The sequence below is a fragment of the Sulfitobacter sp. HI0027 genome (assembly GCF_001634775.1).
Classification (GTDB): domain Bacteria; phylum Pseudomonadota; class Alphaproteobacteria; order Rhodobacterales; family Rhodobacteraceae; genus Sulfitobacter.
Map to the genome: position 1 here is coordinate 71230 of NZ_LWER01000079.1, position 17747 is coordinate 88976.

Sequence of the window (17747 nt, forward strand, 5' to 3'; positions counted from 1 at the left end):
ATTCCCGACCTATACATCTTAAACGCCCCGCCGGAAACGGTGGGGCGTTTGCCGTTTCTAGGGGCGGTATACGTCGGTATGCAGTAAGTATTTGAAAAGGCGTATTTTTCTTCTGTTCATCGGCGGCGATGGCGCTATTCTTGGAGGAAGATACTCTCTCCAGCAGCGGAACCCCTCATGGCCCCGATCAAAGACCACCCGCAGCGCCTTGCCCTCACTGGCGAAATGCACGCACGCCCGTTTCCGCAGCTCGCCGCGCCCTCGCGGGTCGCCTTTCTTGCGGTGAAGCCGTCGCCGGATGCCGCACCGCAGGCCGAGTTGAATGCGCTGCTGGCCCATTACGGCGCGCCGCGCGCCGATGCTTCGGCCACGCATTATTATGGCGAGATGGGCCGCTTTACGCTGAAATGGGAGCAGCATACCGAATTCGTTACCTATACGGTGATCGCCCCCACTGGCCGAAGCCTGCCTTTCGCCGCTGCGGATTTCGCCGCCTTTCCCGATGATTGGCTGGCCGACATAGAAGGGGAGCGGATCACCTCGGCTCTGCTTGCGGTCCTGCCGAAGCCAGAGGAGGACGAAGAGATCGCGGGTCACCTGCAAGACTGGTTCGTGCCCGAGAGCCTCGCCGTGGCAGAGGTGCTCGACGGGGCAGCGGTGGTTGCTAGCGATTTTCGGATTGATCCCGCTGGCCATCTGCGGCTGGCACTCTTTACCGATGCGGCGACCGGGCAGCGGCGGATTGGGCGGATCGTGCAGCGGCTGTGCGAGATTGAGACCTATAAGGCGATGTCGATGCTGGGCTTCATGCAGGCGCGAGAAATGGCAACGGCGCTGAATGATCTGGATGGGCAACTCTCGACCCTCATGGAGGCCATGCGCAGCGGTGCGGGCACGGCGGCGGAGGAGACTTTGCACGCGCTCTTGGACGTATCGGTGGCGCTTGAGGCGCTGACCGCCGAGACAGCCTATCGCTTTGCCGCAACGGGCGCGTATGAGGCGATTGTCTATGAGCGTATCTCTGCCCTGCGCGAGGCGCGTTTCATGGGGCGGCAGGGGTTTGGGGAATTCATGATGCGCCGCTATGCGCCCGCCATGCGCACGGTCAAATCTACCGAGACGCGGCTGCAGACCATCGCAGCCCGCGCGCTGAGGGCCGCGGACCTTCTGCGCACGCGGGTGGATGTGGAACGCTCGGCCCAGAACCAAGCGATCCTTGCCAGCATGGACCGCCGCGCCGACTTGCAATTGAGGCTACAGCATACGGTCGAGGGGCTGTCTGTGGTGGCAATCAGCTACTACGCAGTGTCGCTGGTCAGCTATCTGCTCTACCCGCTGGCAGAGCCGCTGGAGGTCAGCAAGGGGCTGCTGACCGCCGTGGTCACCGTGCCGGTTGTGCTTGGCGTGTGGTGGACGCTGCGCCACCTGCGGCGGAAGGTCGGCTGAGTAACGCCTGCATGGCCAGCCCGCCCAAGGCGATCATCACGATGGCCTCGATGGCCGCGACGGAAAGCGTGGGGACACCCGACAGACCTGCGCCCAAGGTGCAGCCGCCGGCCAGCACACCGCCCACGCCCATCATGGCCGCCCCGGTCAGGTAGCGTCCGGTTTGGCGCGGGGCGTCAAAACTCTGCCACTGAAACTCTCGCGCGATCAGGCTGGCGACCAGCGCGCCGACAAACACGCCGCCCAAAAGCCCGGTGCCAAAGCCCGCGGGGATCGAACTGCTGGCGATGGTCCAAAACAGGGTGTCGGCGGAAGGTGAGGTGAAACTGAGGCTTTCCATCGCGATCGGATCGAACTCATCCAGCAGGATATACCCGGTGCCGACCCATGCGGCAGGCACCAAAAGCCCGATCAAACCGGCCATTACCAGTTGCCCCGGACGGTTGCCCGAGCGCAGCGCATAGGCCAGCGCCGCCACGGCGATCAGACCGCCCCAAACCAGCGCACCGCCGGGCAGGGCAGCAAGGCTCACGCTGTCGCCCATGTCGACGGTCACGGACCCAAGCGCCACGCGCAGCGGTGCCAACACCCCTTTCAGCGTCGCATGGGCCACCACGGCAAAGACCAGCACCACCAACGCAGCACGGAGGTTCCCGCCGCCGGTTAGCACCGTCAGCCGCGAGATGCAGCCGCGTGTCAGGACCATGCCCGCGCCGAAAAGCAACCCGCCGATGGCAATCGCCAGAAACGGCACTTCAGACGCCATAAAGCGATGCGCGTCGAAACTGATCCAACCCGCGGCCACGGCGGCCTGCGTGCCGATCACCGCCAGCGCCAGCGCGGTGAGCCAGACCCCGAGCGCTTGACGCCGGTCTTCGCCCACGAGGCTGCGGCGAAAGCAAAAGCGCGTGCGCTGTGCCAAGACGCCAAACGCCAGCCCGATGAGCGCCGCCAGCAGAACGGACGCCTCTTTTGCTGTCGTCTCTTCAAAGCCGAAAGACTCAAACATCGCGAAAACCCTCGAAAACGGAATTATTTCCCATTTGGAGGGGCTGGGGGTCACAATCAAGTGAAAGCTGACGTGGGGGCCTCCGGCGTCAGCGAAATTATTTCTGTTTTGATGGAAGAATGGGCGACGCTGTTCACCCTGCGTCAGGGGCCGCGAAACAACCGGCCCCCGTCGCGCGGGGCGGGGGCCGGTCGGTCCTTATTTGGCTCAGCGTCCGCGAATGCGCGGATCAAGCGCGTCGCGCAGACCATCGCCAAGGTAGTTCACCGCCAGCACGGTCAGCGAGATGGCGATGCCGGGCAGCATCACGCGCTCGGGAAACTCCTGCATGCGGTCCACTGCGTCGGCCAGTTGCTTGCCCCATGTGGGGAAGTCCGACGGAAAGCCGACGCCCAGAAAGCTCAGCGCGCTTTCGGTGATGATCGCCGTGGCAAGGCCAAGGGTGGCCGAGACCATGATGGGCGAGATCACGTTAGGCAGCAGGTGACGGCGGATGATCTTGCCCGGCGTGGTGCCGATAGAGCGGGCGGCAAGGATGAACTCACGTTCCTTCAGCGCCAGAATATCGCCCCGCACGATCCGCGCCGTCTGCATCCAAGAGGTCAGGCTGATGACCGAGACGATGAGGATGAACATGCCCCCCTCAGGCCCAAACTGCGAGCGCAGCGGTTGCCCGAAGAGTGTTACCGCCAAAAGCACCAGCGGCAGGATCGGCAGGCTGAGAATGAGATCGGTGAAGCGCATCAACCAGAAGTCCATGCGCTTGAAAAAGCCAGAAAGCACGCCGACGGCCGTGCCGATGATCAGCGCCAGCGCCATGGCCATCCAGCCCACGGCCATCGACACGCGCCCGCCAAAAAGCATCTGCGCAAGGATGTCGCGGCCCAACTGATCGGTGCCGAAAGGATGGCTCCACCCTGCCTTGGCATCGCCGTCCCACAGCAGCGTATAGATCGGCCGCCAATTCTTGTTGCGAATGTCGAGCTTCTTGGCGTCGATGTCCCACAGATAGGGGCCAAAGATCACCGCGAGCGTGATGAAGATCAAGAAACCGCCGCCGAAAAGCGCGCCCTTGTGCTTGCGGAACTGGTCCCAGACATCGCGCCATTGGCTGCGCGGCGGTTTCTGCGGGCCCTTGTCTTGCAGGGCTTTCATGAATTCGAGGTCGGCTTCGACCGGGCTGGTGGGAATGGGTTGCTCAGTCATAACGGATCCTTGGGTCAAGCAGGCCGTAGAGGATATCTGCGATCAGGTTGAACAGCACGATCAACACCGCAAAGATAAAGGTCAGGGTCATCACCATGGGCAAATCGTTGGCGCGCAGCGCGGTCAACAGAAGCTGGCCGATGCCATTCACCTTAAATACGTTCTCGGTGATGATGGCGCCGCCAAAGATGGCGGGCATGCCAAGCGCGATGATGGTGACCACCGGGATCATCGAGTTGCGCAACACATGGACCATGACGACAACGCTCTCCTTCAGCCCCTTGGCGCGGGCGGTGCGCACGTAGTCTTGGTTGAGGTTGTCGAGCATGGCACCGCGCATGTAGCGGCTGATCTGCGCCGTGGTTTGCAGCGCCAGCACCATCACCGGCATGATCATCTGAAAGAACTGCACCTTGAAGCTTTCCCAGTCGTTCACGACATGCGTCGTGTCATAGATCGACGGCAGCCACCCCAGCGAGACCGAGAAGATCACAATCAGCAGAGGCCCGGTAAAGAAGGGCGGGATCGAGAAGCCGATCATGGTGATGAACGTCCCGGCCTGATCGAAGACCGAGTAGTGACGGTAGGCCGAGTAGATGCCGATCGGAATGGCGATAACGATGCCCACGATATAGGCCAGCCCCACGACCCAGAGGGTCTGCGGCATGCGCTGGATCACGATGTCCATTACAGGCGAACGGGTCTGCCAAGAGATCACGCGCAGCTTGCCGTCCGAAAGGTTGGTGTCGGGCAGCCAGCTAAACAGGGCAGAACGGTTGGTGAGATAGTCGATGAAGACCTGCGGCTCGATCCAAAAGACCTGCACGAGCCATTTCCAATATTGGATATAGATCGGCTGGCCGAGGCCGAGCGCCTCGCGCATTTTCTCTTTCACCTCGGGCGGGACCGTCAGCGGCACCTGGGCCATCGGGTCGCCGGGGGCGAGTTGCAGCAGCAGGAAAATCACCAGGCTGATAAACAAAAGCGTCGGGATCGACAAAAGAAGTCGTCGGATGGTGAAGGTCAACATGGGCGTCGCCTTTGTAGGTCAGTCTGTGAGGGGGTGGGGGCGAGAGGGGGGCGTGCGGATGGCGCACACCCCCCAAAGGTCGGTGAAGGGAGGCGCAGCATGCCGCGCCTCCGTCCTAGATCACTCTTCCATGCGGTACCAATCGGCGGCATTCCACAGCTCGGAGTCCCATGTGTTCAGAACAACGCCACCAAGGGTGTTGGCTGCAGCAGAAACGCGACCACGGTCAACCAGCGGCAGGATCGAGTAGCTGTCTTTGGTCAGCATGTCGTTCAGCTTTTTGGCCAGTTCGCCACGCTTTTCCATTTCGCCGGTACGGCCCAGCTCGGCCACCATCGCGTCATACTCTTCTTCGCAAAAGCGGTTGATGTTCTCACCCTGCCACTGCGATTCCGGGCTTGGGAATTTGGCGCAGGTCCGCTGAGCCAGATAGCTTTGCGGGTCGGTGCCATCGAAGTTGTTGGCGTACATTTCAACGTCTGCATAGAAACGCTGGAACGTGTCGGTCGAACCGGGGTCGCCCCCAAAGAAGACCGAAGCGTCGATGTTGCGCAATTCGGTTTCAACACCGATCTGGCTCCACCAATCCTTGATCAGCGCTTGGAAGTCCTGACGCACGGCGTTGGTCGAGGTCTGGTAAAGGATTTCCAGCTTCACGCCGTCTTTTTCGCGGATGCCGTCGCCATCGCTGTCAACCCAGCCCGCTTCGTCCAAGAGCGCCTTGGCGCCTTCGATGTCTTGGGTCAGGCAGTCGGTGTTGTCGGAGGCGTAAAGCTCTGGCGCGGGCACCATGTTACAGGTGGCGCGGCCCGCTTGGCCGTAGCCGACTTCGACCAGCAGTTCGCGGTCAATCGCCATCGACAGTGCCCGGCGGACGCTCTCATCGGTGAGGAACGGATGCGGGTGCTTGGCTGTGGCGCGCTCACCTTCCGGCAGGTCCGGGGAGGGGTCTGTCATGTTCAGTTCCAGACGCTCAACCAGCGTGCCGAAAGCCGACATCGGCTTGCCCTTGCCGCCTTCGGCCATCTTGGCGATGACATCGGGGGCCAATTGCAGGTTCCAGGCGTAGTCGAACTCACCGGTTTCCATCACGGCACGGCCCGCAGCTGTCGCGTCGCCGCCACCTTTGAAGGTCAGCGAGGCAAAGGCGGGCTTGCTCGGGTCGCGGTAGTTTTCGTTCGCGGCCATGGTGATCACGTCGTTCGGGCGGAACTCAGTGACGGTGAAGGGGCCGGTGCCGATGGGGTTAAAGTTCGCTTCGGTACACTCGGGCGCCTTGGCGCCGGTACAATCGGCAAACTGCGCCGCCTGAATGATCGGGGACTGGCCGCCCATGAAGGGGCCGTAGGGGTTCGGCATCGGCTCGGAGAAGGTAACCTTGACCGTCTGGTCGTCGACCACATCAACCGAGGAAACGCCTTCGAATTTGGCCAGCTGCGCACAGCCGCCTTCGGGGTTCATGCAGTAATCAGCGGTGAATTTGACGTCATTGGCGGTGACGGGGCTGCCGTCGGACCACATCAGCCCATCTTTCAGCTTCCATGTGATGGTCTTGAGGTCTTCGCTCACGCCGCCGTTTTCCAGCGTCGGAATTTCGTTCGCCAGATAGGGGACCAGCGCGCCGGTTTCGTCATAGCGACCAAGGGGTTCGAGGATCAGCGAGGACGCTTCGACGTCCTTCGTGCCGCTCGACAGATAGGGGTTCAGGATCGAAGGCGCCTGCCAATAGATGATTTTGACTTCGCCGTCGCGGCCACGCTCGCCCTCATGGGCTTCTGCAAAGGCCATAGGGGCAAACGCAGTCGATGCGACAGCCCCCATCAATAGGGTCTTCAATTTCATATCTTACTCCATGTTGGACACGTGGGCGTGCCGCTTTTTGTCGACGGGATTGCCCCCGCCTTGTTGTTGTTGTCGCCCCAGAAAGAACATGAGCTTCACCAGCTAAACATAACAAAAAAAGCAATATTCAACCTATGATCGAAGCGTTCTTTCCAAACCGCATGGGCCATATCGAAACAGGTTTCCCAAAAATTGCAAGGGCGGACATGGCGCAAATATGACAAAGCGCGAACTGCCCGCGTCAGGTTTGACAGTCTCATGACATTCGCCGTAGCGTCGGGCAAAATCTGCGCCAATAAAACCAACAGGGAAACAGATGCTGGATCACGCAAACGGGGCGCCAATCGCCCAAATTCAGGGCCTGCGCGTCGAATTTCAAACCAAAGATGGCCCCGTTGTCGGCGTCGAAGATGTCAGTTTCGACATCAACCCCGGTGAGACGGTTTGCGTCGTCGGGGAATCGGGATCGGGCAAATCGGTGTCTTCGCTGTCGCTGATGCGGCTGGTCGAATACGGCGGCGGTGAAATTGCAGGCGGGCGCCTTCTTTTTGAGCGTGGTGAAAAGGGGCAGGTCGATCTGGCGGCCAGCAGCGGCAGCCTCATGCGCAAGATTCGCGGCAATGAAATCGGCATGATCTTCCAAGAGCCGATGACCGCGCTGAACCCCGTTTTTACCATCGGCAAGCAGATGACCGAGGGCCTGCGCCTGCATCTGAACATGTCCCGGCAAGAGGCCGAGGAACGTGCGTTGGAATTGATGCAGCAGGTCCGCATCCCTGAGCCTGAGCGCCGGTTGAAGCAGTATCCGCATGAGCTTTCGGGCGGTATGCGCCAGCGCGTGGTGATCGCCATGGCGCTGGCCTGCGAGCCGCGCCTGTTGATCGCGGATGAGCCCACCACCGCGCTCGACGTGACGATTCAGGCCGAAATCCTCGCCCTGATGGACCGGCTAAAGCGCGAAACCGGCACGGCGGTGATGTTCATCACCCATGACATGGCCGTGGTGGCGCAGATGGCTGACCGGGTTGTCGTCATGTTCCGCGGCAAGAAGGTCGAGGAAGGCACCGTCGAGGAGATCTTTGAGAACCCGCAGCATCCCTATACCAAAGCGCTCTTGGCCGCCGTGCCGAAATTGGGCGAGATGACGGGCAAGCCATACCCTGAGCCGATGAAGCTTTTGGGCAGTGAGGACAAGGAAATCGTTCCGATCAAGGGCCGCGAAGAGGTGCTCTTGTCAGTCAAGAACCTGACCACGCGCTTTCCGGTGCAGGGCGGTTTCCTGCGCCGCACCGTGGCCAATGTGCATGCGGTCGAAGACCTGTCCTTTACGCTCAACAAAGGTCAGACGCTGAGCCTCGTTGGCGAATCGGGCTGTGGCAAATCCACCGCCGGACGGTCGATCCTGCGGCTGGTGGAGCCGATGTCGGGAGAGGTGAACCTTGACGGTGTCGATATCATGTCGCTCGACCAATCAGCTTTGCGCACCGCGCGGCTCGACATGCAGATGATCTTTCAGGATCCCTTCGCCTCGCTCAACCCGCAGATGCAACTCGCGGATCAGGTGGCCGAGCCGATCCACAATTTCGCGACCCTCAAGGGGGCCGAAATTACCAAGCGGATCGAGATGCTCTTCGACCGGGTGGAATTGCCGCGCAGCTTCATGCGCCGCTTTCCGCATGAGTTGTCAGGCGGCCAACGCCAACGGGTCGCCATCGCCCGCGCGCTTGCGCTGAACCCCAAGCTGATCATCGCGGATGAAGCGGTCTCGGCTCTCGATGTGTCGGTGCAGGCGCAGGTGCTCAACCTGATGATGGAGCTTCAGGCCGAGATGGAACTGTCGTTCCTCTTCATCAGCCACGACATGGCGGTGGTGGAGCGGGTGAGCCATTACGTCGGCGTCATGTATCTGGGGCGCATCGTCGAGATGGGCTCGCGCCAGCGGGTGTTTGAGAACCCGCAGCACCCCTATACCCAAGCGCTGATGAAGGCCGTGCCGATCGCCGATCCGCGGCGCCGCAAGTCCGAGAAGGACTTGAACTTCAAACCGATTCCCTCGCCGATCCACCCTGTCAGCTATCGGGCCGAGCCTTCGGTCTACCGCGAAGTGGAGCCGGGGCACCATGTGCTGACCACCGACAGTGGCTATTGAAAGAAGACCCATGACCGAACGCCTGACCCCGCTTGAGTTGATGACCAAACTCATTAGCTTTCCCACCGTGTCGCGGGACACCAACATCCCGCTGATCGATTGGGTGGCCGAGTACCTCGCCTCCCACGGGATCGAGAGCCACCGCTACGTCGATCCCGATCAGCCCAAACATGCGCTTTTCGCCCATGCGGGCCCGTGGGAGGAGGGGGCCGTCGTCCTGTCGGGCCATACCGATGTGGTGCCGGTCGACGGTCAGGCATGGGACACCGACCCTTTCACCGTGACCGAGAAAGACGGCCGCTATTACGGGCGCGGCACCTGCGACATGAAGGGGTTTGACGCGCTGGCGATCTGGGCTTTGGTCGAGGCGCATTATGGAGACGTCAAACGCCCCCTACAGATCGCGCTCAGCTTCGACGAAGAGATCGGCTGCACCGGTGCCCCGCCGATGATCCAAGCGATGCAGGGCGTGGTGCCCAAGGGCTCGGCGGTGATCGTGGGCGAGCCTTCGACCATGCAGGCGGTGACTGGCCACAAGGGCGGCATTGGCTTTAACACGCACCTCGTGGGCTTTGAGGTGCATTCCTCGCTGCTGCACACCGGGGTCAATGCGATCATGGCGGGCGCCAAGCTTATTGAATGGGCCAATGACGTGAACAGCGACAACATGGCCGCCAAACCGACCGAGACGGCGGCGATGTTCGACCCGCCCTTCACCACCGCCCATGTCGGTGTGATCGAAGGCGGCACGGCCCACAACATCACCGCCAAGGACTGCAAATTCGCCATGGATTTCCGCGTGGTGCCGGGTGAAGACAAAGACAAATGGGGCACCGCCTACCTCAAGAAGGTCCGTGAGGTCGAAAAGCAGATGCAGGACGTGGTGCCCGAAACCTATATCGAGACTTCGACCCGTTTCGACGTGCCCGCGCTGCAGCCCGAAAAGGACGGCGAGGCCGAGCAGATCGTGCGCCAGATCACCGGCGACAATGCCAGCCACAAAGTGAGCTACGGCACCGAAGCCGGGCAGTTCCAAGAGGCAGGGTATTCCGCCGTGATCTGTGGGCCGGGCGACATCGCGCAGGCGCACCAGCCCAATGAATTCATCGACGTGGCGCAATTCGAGGCCGGTCACGACTTCATGCGCCGGCTGCTGACCCGCTTGCAGGGCTGAGCCATCCCTGACAGACCTAAGGCAGGCCCCCCCCGGCGGGGCCCGTCCTTTCCACGGCCGCCCGGTGCAGCCGCGCGGTCCCAGCCTCCGGGGTTCGCATGTCCGTTTTTCCTATCACCCTTGCCACCCCTGCCAGCTACCCCCGCACCCCGCCGCGTGACAGCGAGGTGGTGGTCATCGGCGGTGGCGTGATCGGTGTCTGCACCGCCCTGTTTCTGGCGCGGGCGGGCAAACAGGTGACGCTGCTGGAAAAGGGCCGCATTGCCGCCGAACAATCCAGCCGCAACTGGGGCTGGATCCGCCAACAAGGGCGCGACCCGGATGAACTGCCGATCATGGTCGAAGCCGCGCGGCTTTGGCGCGAACTGGCCCCAGAGCTTGACCGCGCCATCGGGCTGAAACAGACCGGCGTGACCTATCTGGCAAGCTCGGACGCCAAGATGCAAAGCTACGCGGACTGGCTGCCCCACGCCAAAGCCAATGGGATCGACAGCTGGTTGATGGACGCAGGCGAGGTGGCGGCGGCTTTTCCGGGGCTGAGCAAAGGCTACACCGGAGCATTGATCACCCCCTCCGACATGCGGGCCGAACCTTGGGTCGCGGTGCCAGCGCTGGCCGCCTTGGCCGTCAAAGAGGGCGTGCGCATCATCGAGAACTGCGCGGTGCGCAAGCTTGACCTCGCCGCGGGCCGCGTGGCGGGGGTGAGCACCGAAGCGGGGGGGATCCGCACGACATCGGTGGTGCTGGCGGGCGGGGCATGGTCGGCGCTTTTCCTGCGCGCGCATGGCGTCACCCTGCCGCAGCTATCCGTACGTGAAAGCGTGGTAGCGACCAATGTGCTGCCCGAGGTGCACGCCGGTGCCGTGGCCGAAGCCGGGCTGGCCTTTCGCCGCCGCGCCGATGGGGGGTATACGCTGGCTCCGGGGGCGGCGCCCGACCTCTATGTCGGGCCAGATGCCTTCCGCGCCCTGCGTCACTACCTCCCACAGTTGCGCGCCACCCCCTTTGGCCAGCGGCTGCGGATGTCCGCGCCTAAGGGCTTTCCTGACGCATGGCGCACCCCGCGCCAATGGGCCGCGGACAGCGTCAGCCCCTTTGAAGCGATGCGCATCCTTGATCCCGCCCCCGATCACCGCCGGTTGCGCCGCACGATCAAGCAGTTCGCCGCGCTTTATCCCGAACTGCCACCGATCACGGCGCGCAATTCATGGGCGGGCATGATCGACACGATGCCCGATATCGTGCCGGTGGTGGACAGTTGCGCCCAAATTCCGGGCCTTGTCATTGGCACCGGCATGTCGGGCCACGGCTTTGGCATCGGGCCGGGCATGGGGCGGGTGCTGGCCGCACTGGTCATGGGCGATGCGCCGGGGCATGATCTGAGCAGATTTCGCGCCGACCGGTTCAGTGATGGCACGCCCATCCGCCCCAGTCCGGCGCTTTAACCCTATTGTTTCAAAGGACATAGCCCATGCCGATCAAGAACCGTTTCGCCGAGACCCACGCCGAGATCACCGCATGGCGCCGCCACCTGCATCAGCACCCTGAACTGATGTTCGACCTGCCCGAAACCTCGAAATTCGTCGAAGACAAGCTGCGCAGCTTTGGCATCACCGACATCACTACCGGCATCGCGCAGACCGGCGTGGTCGCGGTGATCGAGGGGCAGAGCAACACATCAGGCCGCACCATCGGGCTGCGCGCCGATATGGATGCGCTGCCGATCATGGAAGCGACGGGGCTGCCCTATGCCTCCAAGACCCCCGGCAAAATGCATGCCTGCGGCCATGATGGGCATACGGCGATGCTTTTGGGAGCGGCGCAATACCTTGCCGAGACGCGCAATTTCGATGGCCGCGTGGTGCTGATCTTCCAGCCTGCTGAAGAGGGCGGCGGCGGTGGCAACGTCATGGTGCAAGAGGGGCTGATGGACCGTTGGGATATTGATGAGGTTTATGGCATGCATAATATGCCCGGCCACCCCACCGGGCATTTCGCAATCCGGGAGGGCGCGCTGCTGGCTGCGGCGGATGAGTTCAACATCACGCTGACCGGGCAGGGCGGCCATGCCGCGGCCCCGCATGAGGCTATCGACACCAACCTCGCTGCCGCCCATGTATTGATCGCGCTGCAATCCATCGCCAGCCGCAACACCGACCCGCTGAAACAGGTCGTCGTGTCGGTCTGCACCCTGCGCAGCGATACCGACAGCCATAATGTCCTGCCGCATCAGGTGCTTCTGCGCGGCACGGTGCGCACGCTTGACCCCGCGGTGCAGGATTTGGCCGAGCAGCGCCTGCACGACCTCACCCGCCTCACGGCAGAGGCGCATCAATGCAAGGCAGAGATCGACTATCAGCGTGGCTATCCCGTGACCCGCAACCACAGCGACCACACCCGCTATGCCGCGGAGGCTGCCGACAAGATCACCCCCGGCACCGACCGGGACACCCCGCCGATCATGGCGGGTGAGGATTTTTCCTATATGCTCAATGCGCGACCGGGTGCCTATATTATGATCGGCAATGGCGAGGGGGCGACGGTCCATCACCCGGCATATGACTTTGACGATGCCGCGATCCCGGCAGGCTGCTCATGGTTCGCGCAGGTGGTTGAGGACCGGCTAGCAAGGGCGTAAGCATGTGGCAGATAAATGCGACTGCATGAAAACAGCGCCCAACCCAACTCCGGAGGATACTTCCTAAATGCCCGTTAAGAACCGATTTGCCGAGCTGCATGACGACATCACCGCATGGCGCCGCGACCTGCATGAGAACCCCGAGATCCTGTTTGAGACCCACCGCACCTCGGCCACCGTGGCCGAGAAACTGCGCAGCTTCGGCTGCGATGAGGTCGTCGAGGGCATTGGCCGCACCGGCGTCGTCGGCGTGATCAAGGGCAAGGAAACCGGATCGGGCAAGGTCATCGGGCTGCGCGCCGACATGGACGCGCTGCCGATCCACGAACAGACCGGGCTTGACTATGCCTCCAAGACCGACGGCGCGATGCATGCCTGCGGTCATGACGGCCACACCGCGATGCTGCTGGGGGCGGCGCAATATCTGGCCGAGACCCGCAATTTCGACGGTACCGTCGTGGTGATCTTCCAGCCCGCCGAAGAGGGCGGCGGCGGTGGCCGTGAGATGTGCGAGGACGGTATGATGGACCGTTTTGGCATCCAAGAAGTCTATGGCATGCACAACTGGCCGGGCATGCCCACGGGCTCTTTCGGCATCCGCCCGGGATCCTTCTTTGCTGCGACGGACCAGTTCGACATCACCTTTGAGGGGCGCGGGGGCCATGCCGCCAAACCGCATGAGACCGTCGACACAACCGTGATGGCCGCGCAGGCCGTGCTGGCGCTGCAAACCATCACATCGCGCAATGCCGACCCGGTGGAGCAGATCGTCGTCTCGGTCACCGCCTTTGAGACATCTTCCAAAGCCTTCAACGTGATCCCGCAGCGGGTGCAGATGAAAGGCACCGTGCGCACGATGTCGGCGGATATGCGCAGCCTTGCCGAAAAGCGGATCAACGAGATTTGCAACGGCATCGCGGGCACCTTTGGCGGCACAGCGGATGTGACCTACCACCGCGGCTATCCGGTCATGGTGAACCACGAAGAGCAGACCGAGTTCGCCGCCGATGTGGCACGCTCAATCTCGGGCGATTGCGTCGAGGCGCCGTTGGTCATGGGGGGGGAAGACTTCGCCTTCATGCTCGAAGAACGCCCCGGTGCCTATATTTTGGTCGGCAACGGCGACACGGCGGCGGTGCACCATCCGGAGTATAACTTCAACGATGAGGCGATCCCGGCAGGCTGTAGCTGGTGGGCGGGTATCGTTGAGCAGCGGATGCCAGCGGCCTGATCTCGCAATCAGAAACGATCCTAGCGCGCCTCCTTCGGGGGCGCGTTTTTCTTTGGCGGGCCTAGCCGCGTTCCCACAGCGCGTTATAGACGGCTTCGATCCCATCGGCCTCGGCCCGCGCGCTAAAGCGGTGTTCGGCCCAGTGGCGCGCGGCCTCTGACAGCGCGGTTTGGTCCTCTCGCTCAAGCAGGGAGAGCGCGGCCTGGGCCGCAGCCTCCGCCGCGCCAAGCGGCACGACCTTGCCCACACGGCCACCATTCGAAAAGGCGCCGTAATATCCCGCATCGCTGCCCACGAAGGGCACGCCCGAGGCCAGCGCTTCGAGCGGGACCATGCCATAGCCCTCGTAGCGCGGCAGTTGTACCACCAGCGACAGCGCGCGCATCAGTTTGGGCAGGTCGGCGGCCGGGTATTCGCCCACAAAAAGCAGCCGCTCCGCGAGGCCCGCCGCCTCGACCTGCGCCTTGAGCTTGGTTAGAAACGCCTCATGTTTGCCGCCCGCGCGGCCAATCACCAACGCCACCGCGCCGGGGCGTTCGGGCAGCAGGCGCAGCATCGCCTCCACGAAAAGGTCGGTGCCTTTCTCGGGCCGAATGCGCCCCACGGTGGCGATGCCATGGGTGCCACCAAAGCCCAATTGCTCCCACGCGGCGCCCCGGTTGGTGGCGGGAGAGAAGACATCGGTATCCACCCCATGCGGCACCACGGCGCGGACATGGGGCACGAACTCCGCCGCGCGTTCGGTCGTGGCGATGACCGCGTCCATTTGCCGGATCAGCCAGCGTGGATAGGCTGAATGCAGGCGCTGCGCGGCAGAGGTGAAGACGATCCGGATATTCGCCCCGCGCACATCGCGCAGCCAAAGCGCGCTGCGCATCTCGGGGTTGCGGCGGACGTGCCAGATGGCGAAGGGGCGGTCTTGGGGGGGATGTTTTCGGGTGATCCGCCCTGCGGCGGCACGGGTCAGCGGTACCGGGCAGCCGGGCAGGGGTTGGCCCACCAACACCAACTCGTGCCGATTGACCTGTTGGCGCACCACATTGGCCGCCGTGGCCGAGACGCCGGTGAAATTGCGGTTGTAGTTGGTGACGAAAAGCTCAGGCATCGGCGCTGTCCTCTCGCAGGCGCAGGGCCGTGATCAGCCTCTCGGCAATACTGTCGAGTTTATCGGTCTGCGCTGCGGCATAGGTTTTCGACGCGGCCACACCGCTGGCGCGGGCGATATCGTTGCGCAAAAGATCCGCCACACGGTCCGCCAAATCCTGCGTGCCCGCCACCAGACGCGCGGCACCTGCGGCCTCCATCTCGGCAAAGGTCTCGGCGAAATTAGCGACATGGGTGCCCGAAAGCACCATCGCCCCGGCCTGCGCAACCTCATAGGGGTTATGCCCCCCGATCGGGTGTAGCGATCCGCCCAGAAAGACGATGTCGGACAGGGCGTACCAGGTGCCCAACTCGCCTAATGTGTCGGCCAGATAGACCTGCTCGCGCGGCATGTCGCCCCGCGTCCGGCGGCCATGGGTCAATCCGACGCTGGCGATGAGACCGGCCACCTCGTCCCCGCGTTCCGGATGGCGGGGGACAAGGATCAGACATAGGTCGGGGACCTGTTCGAGCAGTTGCCGATGCGCCTCTAATACCGCTTTCTCCTCGCCCGGATGGGTGGAGGAGGCGATCCAGACGGGGCGCTCGCCCAAGGCCGCACGGGCCTGCGCGATGGTGTCATCGTCCTGCGGCAGGGGGCCTGCCATAGACTTGAGGTTGATCCCCGGAGCGACCCGATCGGCGGGCGCGTTGATGGTGGTCATGGCCCGCGCCATTGCGTCATTCTGCGTCAGGATCAGGTCAAACACACCAAAGAGAAACCCCGCCAGCGCGGGCTGTTTCTGCCAGCGTTCGATAGAGCGTTGCGAGAGGCGCGCATTGATTAGCGCCATTGGCGTGCCACGCGCATGGGTCCGCCGCAGCATCTGCGGCCAAAGCTCGCTCTCGACGAAAAGCGCCGCGTCGGGCCGCCAATGGTTGAGGAACCGCTTTAGCGGGCCGGGGGCGTCGAGCGGGGCGAATTGATGCCGGCTGCGCGGCGGCAGGCGTCGGTCCACCAGCCGGGCCGAGGTCGCGGTGCCGGAGGTGATGAGGAAATGCGCCTGCGGCAGCGCGCGGCCCATCCGATCAATCAGCGCCAAAACCGACAGGCTTTCCCCGACAGAGGCGGCGTGAAACCAGATCAGCGGCCCCTCGGGGCGCGGCTGGCTGGCGTGGCCAAGCTTTTCGCGCGCGCGTTTCGGATCAACCTCGGCCCGGCGCAGCTTGGCCATGGACTGCCGTCCGGCGATGGGCAGCATCACAGTGCTTGCCGCGACCCATGCCCGGTAGAGGAACGGCGTGGTCATCGGGCTCAGCCGCCCGTGTGGCTCATGTGGCGCGGCATCTGCCCGTCGACGCGCTGGCGGGAATAGTCGAAATCATGCCCCTTGGGCTTGCGGTCGATCGCCGCGCGGATCGCCTCTTGCAGCGGGACATCCGTATCGGGGTGATCGCGCAGTGGGGCGCGCAGATCGGCCACGTCTTCTTGGCCCAGACACATGAAAATCTCACCGGTGCAGGTGACCCGCACGCGGTTGCAGCTTTCGCAGAAATTATGGCTCAGCGGGGTGATGAAGCCGATTTTCTGGCCTGTCTCTTCGAGCCGCACATAGCGGGCCGGGCCGCCGGTCCGCTCAGCCAGATCGGTAACGGTATAATGTTCGGCATAGCGCGCGCGCACGTCTTTGAGGGACCAGAACTGACCAAATCGGTCTTCGTTGCCCAGATCGCCCATCGGCATGACTTCGATCCATGTCAGGTCAATCCCACGCTCGGCGCACCATTCGGTGATGCGCGGCAGTTCGGGTTCGTTAAAACCTTTGAGCGCCACGGCGTTGATCTTGATCTTCAGGCCCGCGCGCTGCGCCGCGTCGATTCCGCGTAGCACCTGCGGCAGGCGGCCCCAGCGGGTGATTTCCGCGAATTTCTGCTCGTCCAGCGTGTCGAGAGAGACATTCACCCGCCGCACGCCCGCAGCATAGAGATCATCGGCAAAGCGTTCAAGCTGGCTGCCATTGGTGGTCAGCGTCAGCTCCTTCAGCTTGCCGCTGTCGAGGTGCCGCTTCATGCCGTCGAAGAAGGTCATGATGCCGCGCCGGACCAGTGGCTCGCCACCGGTGATGCGCAGCTTTTCGACGCCGAGGTTGATGAAGTTGCTGCACAGGCGGTCCAGCTCCTCAAGCGTTAGCAATTCCTTCTTGGGCAGGAAGGTCATGTTTTCCGACATGCAATAGACGCAGCGAAAATCGCAGCGGTCAGTGACGGAGACGCGCAGGTAGGTGATTGCGCGCATGAAAGGGTCGATAAGGGGTGCTGTCATGCCTCATAGGTAATGCCCCGCCCACTGCGGGGCAAGCGGCATTTGGACGATTGTTAAGGGGGCAGGGCGCGGATAGGCTGCGCGGATGACACGTATTATCTTACCGCTTTTCATCGTCGCCGCCACGGCAGGCTGCAGCACCCTGTCGGACCGTTTCGGCATGGATGCCTCCCAGTCCGAGCCTGCGGCCGCATCTGCCCCGACCAAAGCCCCGGCAGAGGCCGCAACCGCGACCGCGCCGGCCGCTGCGACGCCGCCCGCCGCATCTCCGATCACGACCGGGGGCAGCAGTGCCGAGGCGCTTGATACAACCACCGCCGCCGAGCGCGAAGCAGCCAGCCGTGCGCCCGCCAGCATCGGTGCCGCCTTGGCGACGACAGTGGTCAGTCTGGGCAGCGCGACAGAGCCGGGCTTGTGGTTGAAAACACCTCTCGTCGACGCCGAACAGCCGGGCCGGGTGACCAATCCCGCAACGGGCAAATCGGCCGCCGTGACCCTGATCCCGCTGGAGGGGCCTGCAACCGCAGGCAGCCGCATGTCGCTGCCCGCTTTGCGTTTGATCGGCGCCTCCCTGACTGACCTCACCACGGTCGAAGTCTCGACCGAAGGGTAAGGC

At 63.1% G+C, this 17747-nt stretch carries 14 protein-coding genes; 7 read left to right on the forward strand and 7 right to left on the reverse strand.

The window, feature by feature from the left end; genetic code table 11:
• Positions 1-177 precede the first annotated feature (177 nt).
• Positions 178-1446 (forward strand): DUF3422 family protein, encoded by a 1269-nt coding sequence (locus tag A3722_RS04705; RefSeq protein ID WP_067630275.1) that lies wholly within the window; start codon positions 178-180, stop codon positions 1444-1446.
• On the opposite strand, the gene A3722_RS04710 is transcribed toward A3722_RS04705, so the two are convergent.
• The 4 genes from A3722_RS04710 to A3722_RS04725 form a co-directional block, all read right to left on the reverse strand.
• Entirely contained in the window at positions 1382-2455 is a 1074-nt protein-coding gene (locus A3722_RS04710; protein WP_067630273.1) for a YeeE/YedE family protein, read from the reverse strand. The genes A3722_RS04705 and A3722_RS04710 overlap by 65 nt on opposite strands.
• Positions 2456-2662: 207 nt before the next feature.
• A complete protein-coding gene (locus A3722_RS04715) occupies positions 2663-3661 on the reverse strand; it encodes an ABC transporter permease (protein WP_067630271.1) in 999 nt (332 codons plus the stop codon).
• Positions 3654-4691 (reverse strand): ABC transporter permease, encoded by a 1038-nt coding sequence (locus A3722_RS04720; protein WP_067630270.1) that lies wholly within the window; start codon positions 4689-4691, stop codon positions 3654-3656. Before A3722_RS04720 ends, A3722_RS04715 begins: the two co-directional genes overlap by 8 nt.
• 120 nt (positions 4692-4811) lie before the next feature.
• On the reverse strand, positions 4812-6533 hold the full coding sequence (locus tag A3722_RS04725) for a peptide ABC transporter substrate-binding protein (protein ID WP_067630268.1): 1722 nt from the start codon (positions 6531-6533) through the stop codon (positions 4812-4814).
• 316 nt (positions 6534-6849) lie between these two features.
• On the opposite strand from A3722_RS04725, the gene A3722_RS04730 reads away from it, so the two are divergent.
• The 5 genes from A3722_RS04730 (at position 6850) to A3722_RS04750 (ending at position 13725) form a co-directional block, all read left to right on the forward strand.
• Positions 6850-8682, forward strand: a complete 1833-nt coding sequence (locus A3722_RS04730) for an ABC transporter ATP-binding protein (protein WP_067630266.1) — start codon at positions 6850-6852, stop codon at positions 8680-8682.
• A gap of 10 nt (positions 8683-8692) precedes the next feature.
• Positions 8693-9856 (forward strand): acetylornithine deacetylase, encoded by a 1164-nt coding sequence (gene argE / locus A3722_RS04735; RefSeq protein ID WP_067630263.1) that lies wholly within the window; start codon positions 8693-8695, stop codon positions 9854-9856.
• 98 nt (positions 9857-9954) lie between these two features.
• Positions 9955-11301, forward strand: coding sequence for an NAD(P)/FAD-dependent oxidoreductase (locus tag A3722_RS04740; RefSeq protein ID WP_067915949.1), 1347 nt, complete (start codon positions 9955-9957; stop codon positions 11299-11301).
• A 26-nt stretch (positions 11302-11327) separates the two neighbouring features.
• Positions 11328-12494, forward strand: a complete 1167-nt coding sequence (locus A3722_RS04745; RefSeq protein WP_067625664.1) for a M20 aminoacylase family protein — start codon at positions 11328-11330, stop codon at positions 12492-12494.
• A 67-nt stretch (positions 12495-12561) separates the two neighbouring features.
• Positions 12562-13725: a M20 aminoacylase family protein gene (locus A3722_RS04750; RefSeq protein WP_067625667.1), complete on the forward strand. Its 1164-nt coding sequence runs from the start codon at positions 12562-12564 to the stop codon at positions 13723-13725.
• A gap of 61 nt (positions 13726-13786) precedes the next feature.
• On the opposite strand, the gene A3722_RS04755 is transcribed toward A3722_RS04750, so the two are convergent.
• The 3 genes from A3722_RS04755 to moaA are packed head-to-tail and all read right to left on the reverse strand — an operon-like array spanning position 13787 to position 17131.
• Positions 13787-14830, reverse strand: coding sequence for a glycosyltransferase family 4 protein (locus A3722_RS04755; RefSeq protein ID WP_067625669.1), 1044 nt, complete (start codon positions 14828-14830; stop codon positions 13787-13789).
• Positions 14823-16118: a 3-deoxy-D-manno-octulosonic acid transferase gene (locus tag A3722_RS04760; RefSeq protein WP_067625672.1), complete on the reverse strand. Its 1296-nt coding sequence runs from the start codon at positions 16116-16118 to the stop codon at positions 14823-14825. The genes A3722_RS04755 and A3722_RS04760 overlap by 8 nt, the downstream gene beginning before the upstream one ends.
• Positions 16119-16123: 5 nt before the next feature.
• The gene (moaA, locus tag A3722_RS04765) at positions 16124-17131 is read right to left on the reverse strand and encodes a GTP 3',8-cyclase MoaA (RefSeq protein WP_067625674.1); all 1008 of its coding nucleotides are present in this window, start codon (positions 17129-17131) and stop codon (positions 16124-16126) included.
• 85 nt (positions 17132-17216) lie between these two features.
• Between moaA and A3722_RS04770 the strand changes: the two genes are divergently transcribed.
• The gene (locus A3722_RS04770) at positions 17217-17744 is read left to right on the forward strand and encodes a hypothetical protein (protein ID WP_067625680.1); all 528 of its coding nucleotides are present in this window, start codon (positions 17217-17219) and stop codon (positions 17742-17744) included.
• The last annotated feature ends 3 nt before the right edge of the window (positions 17745-17747 follow it).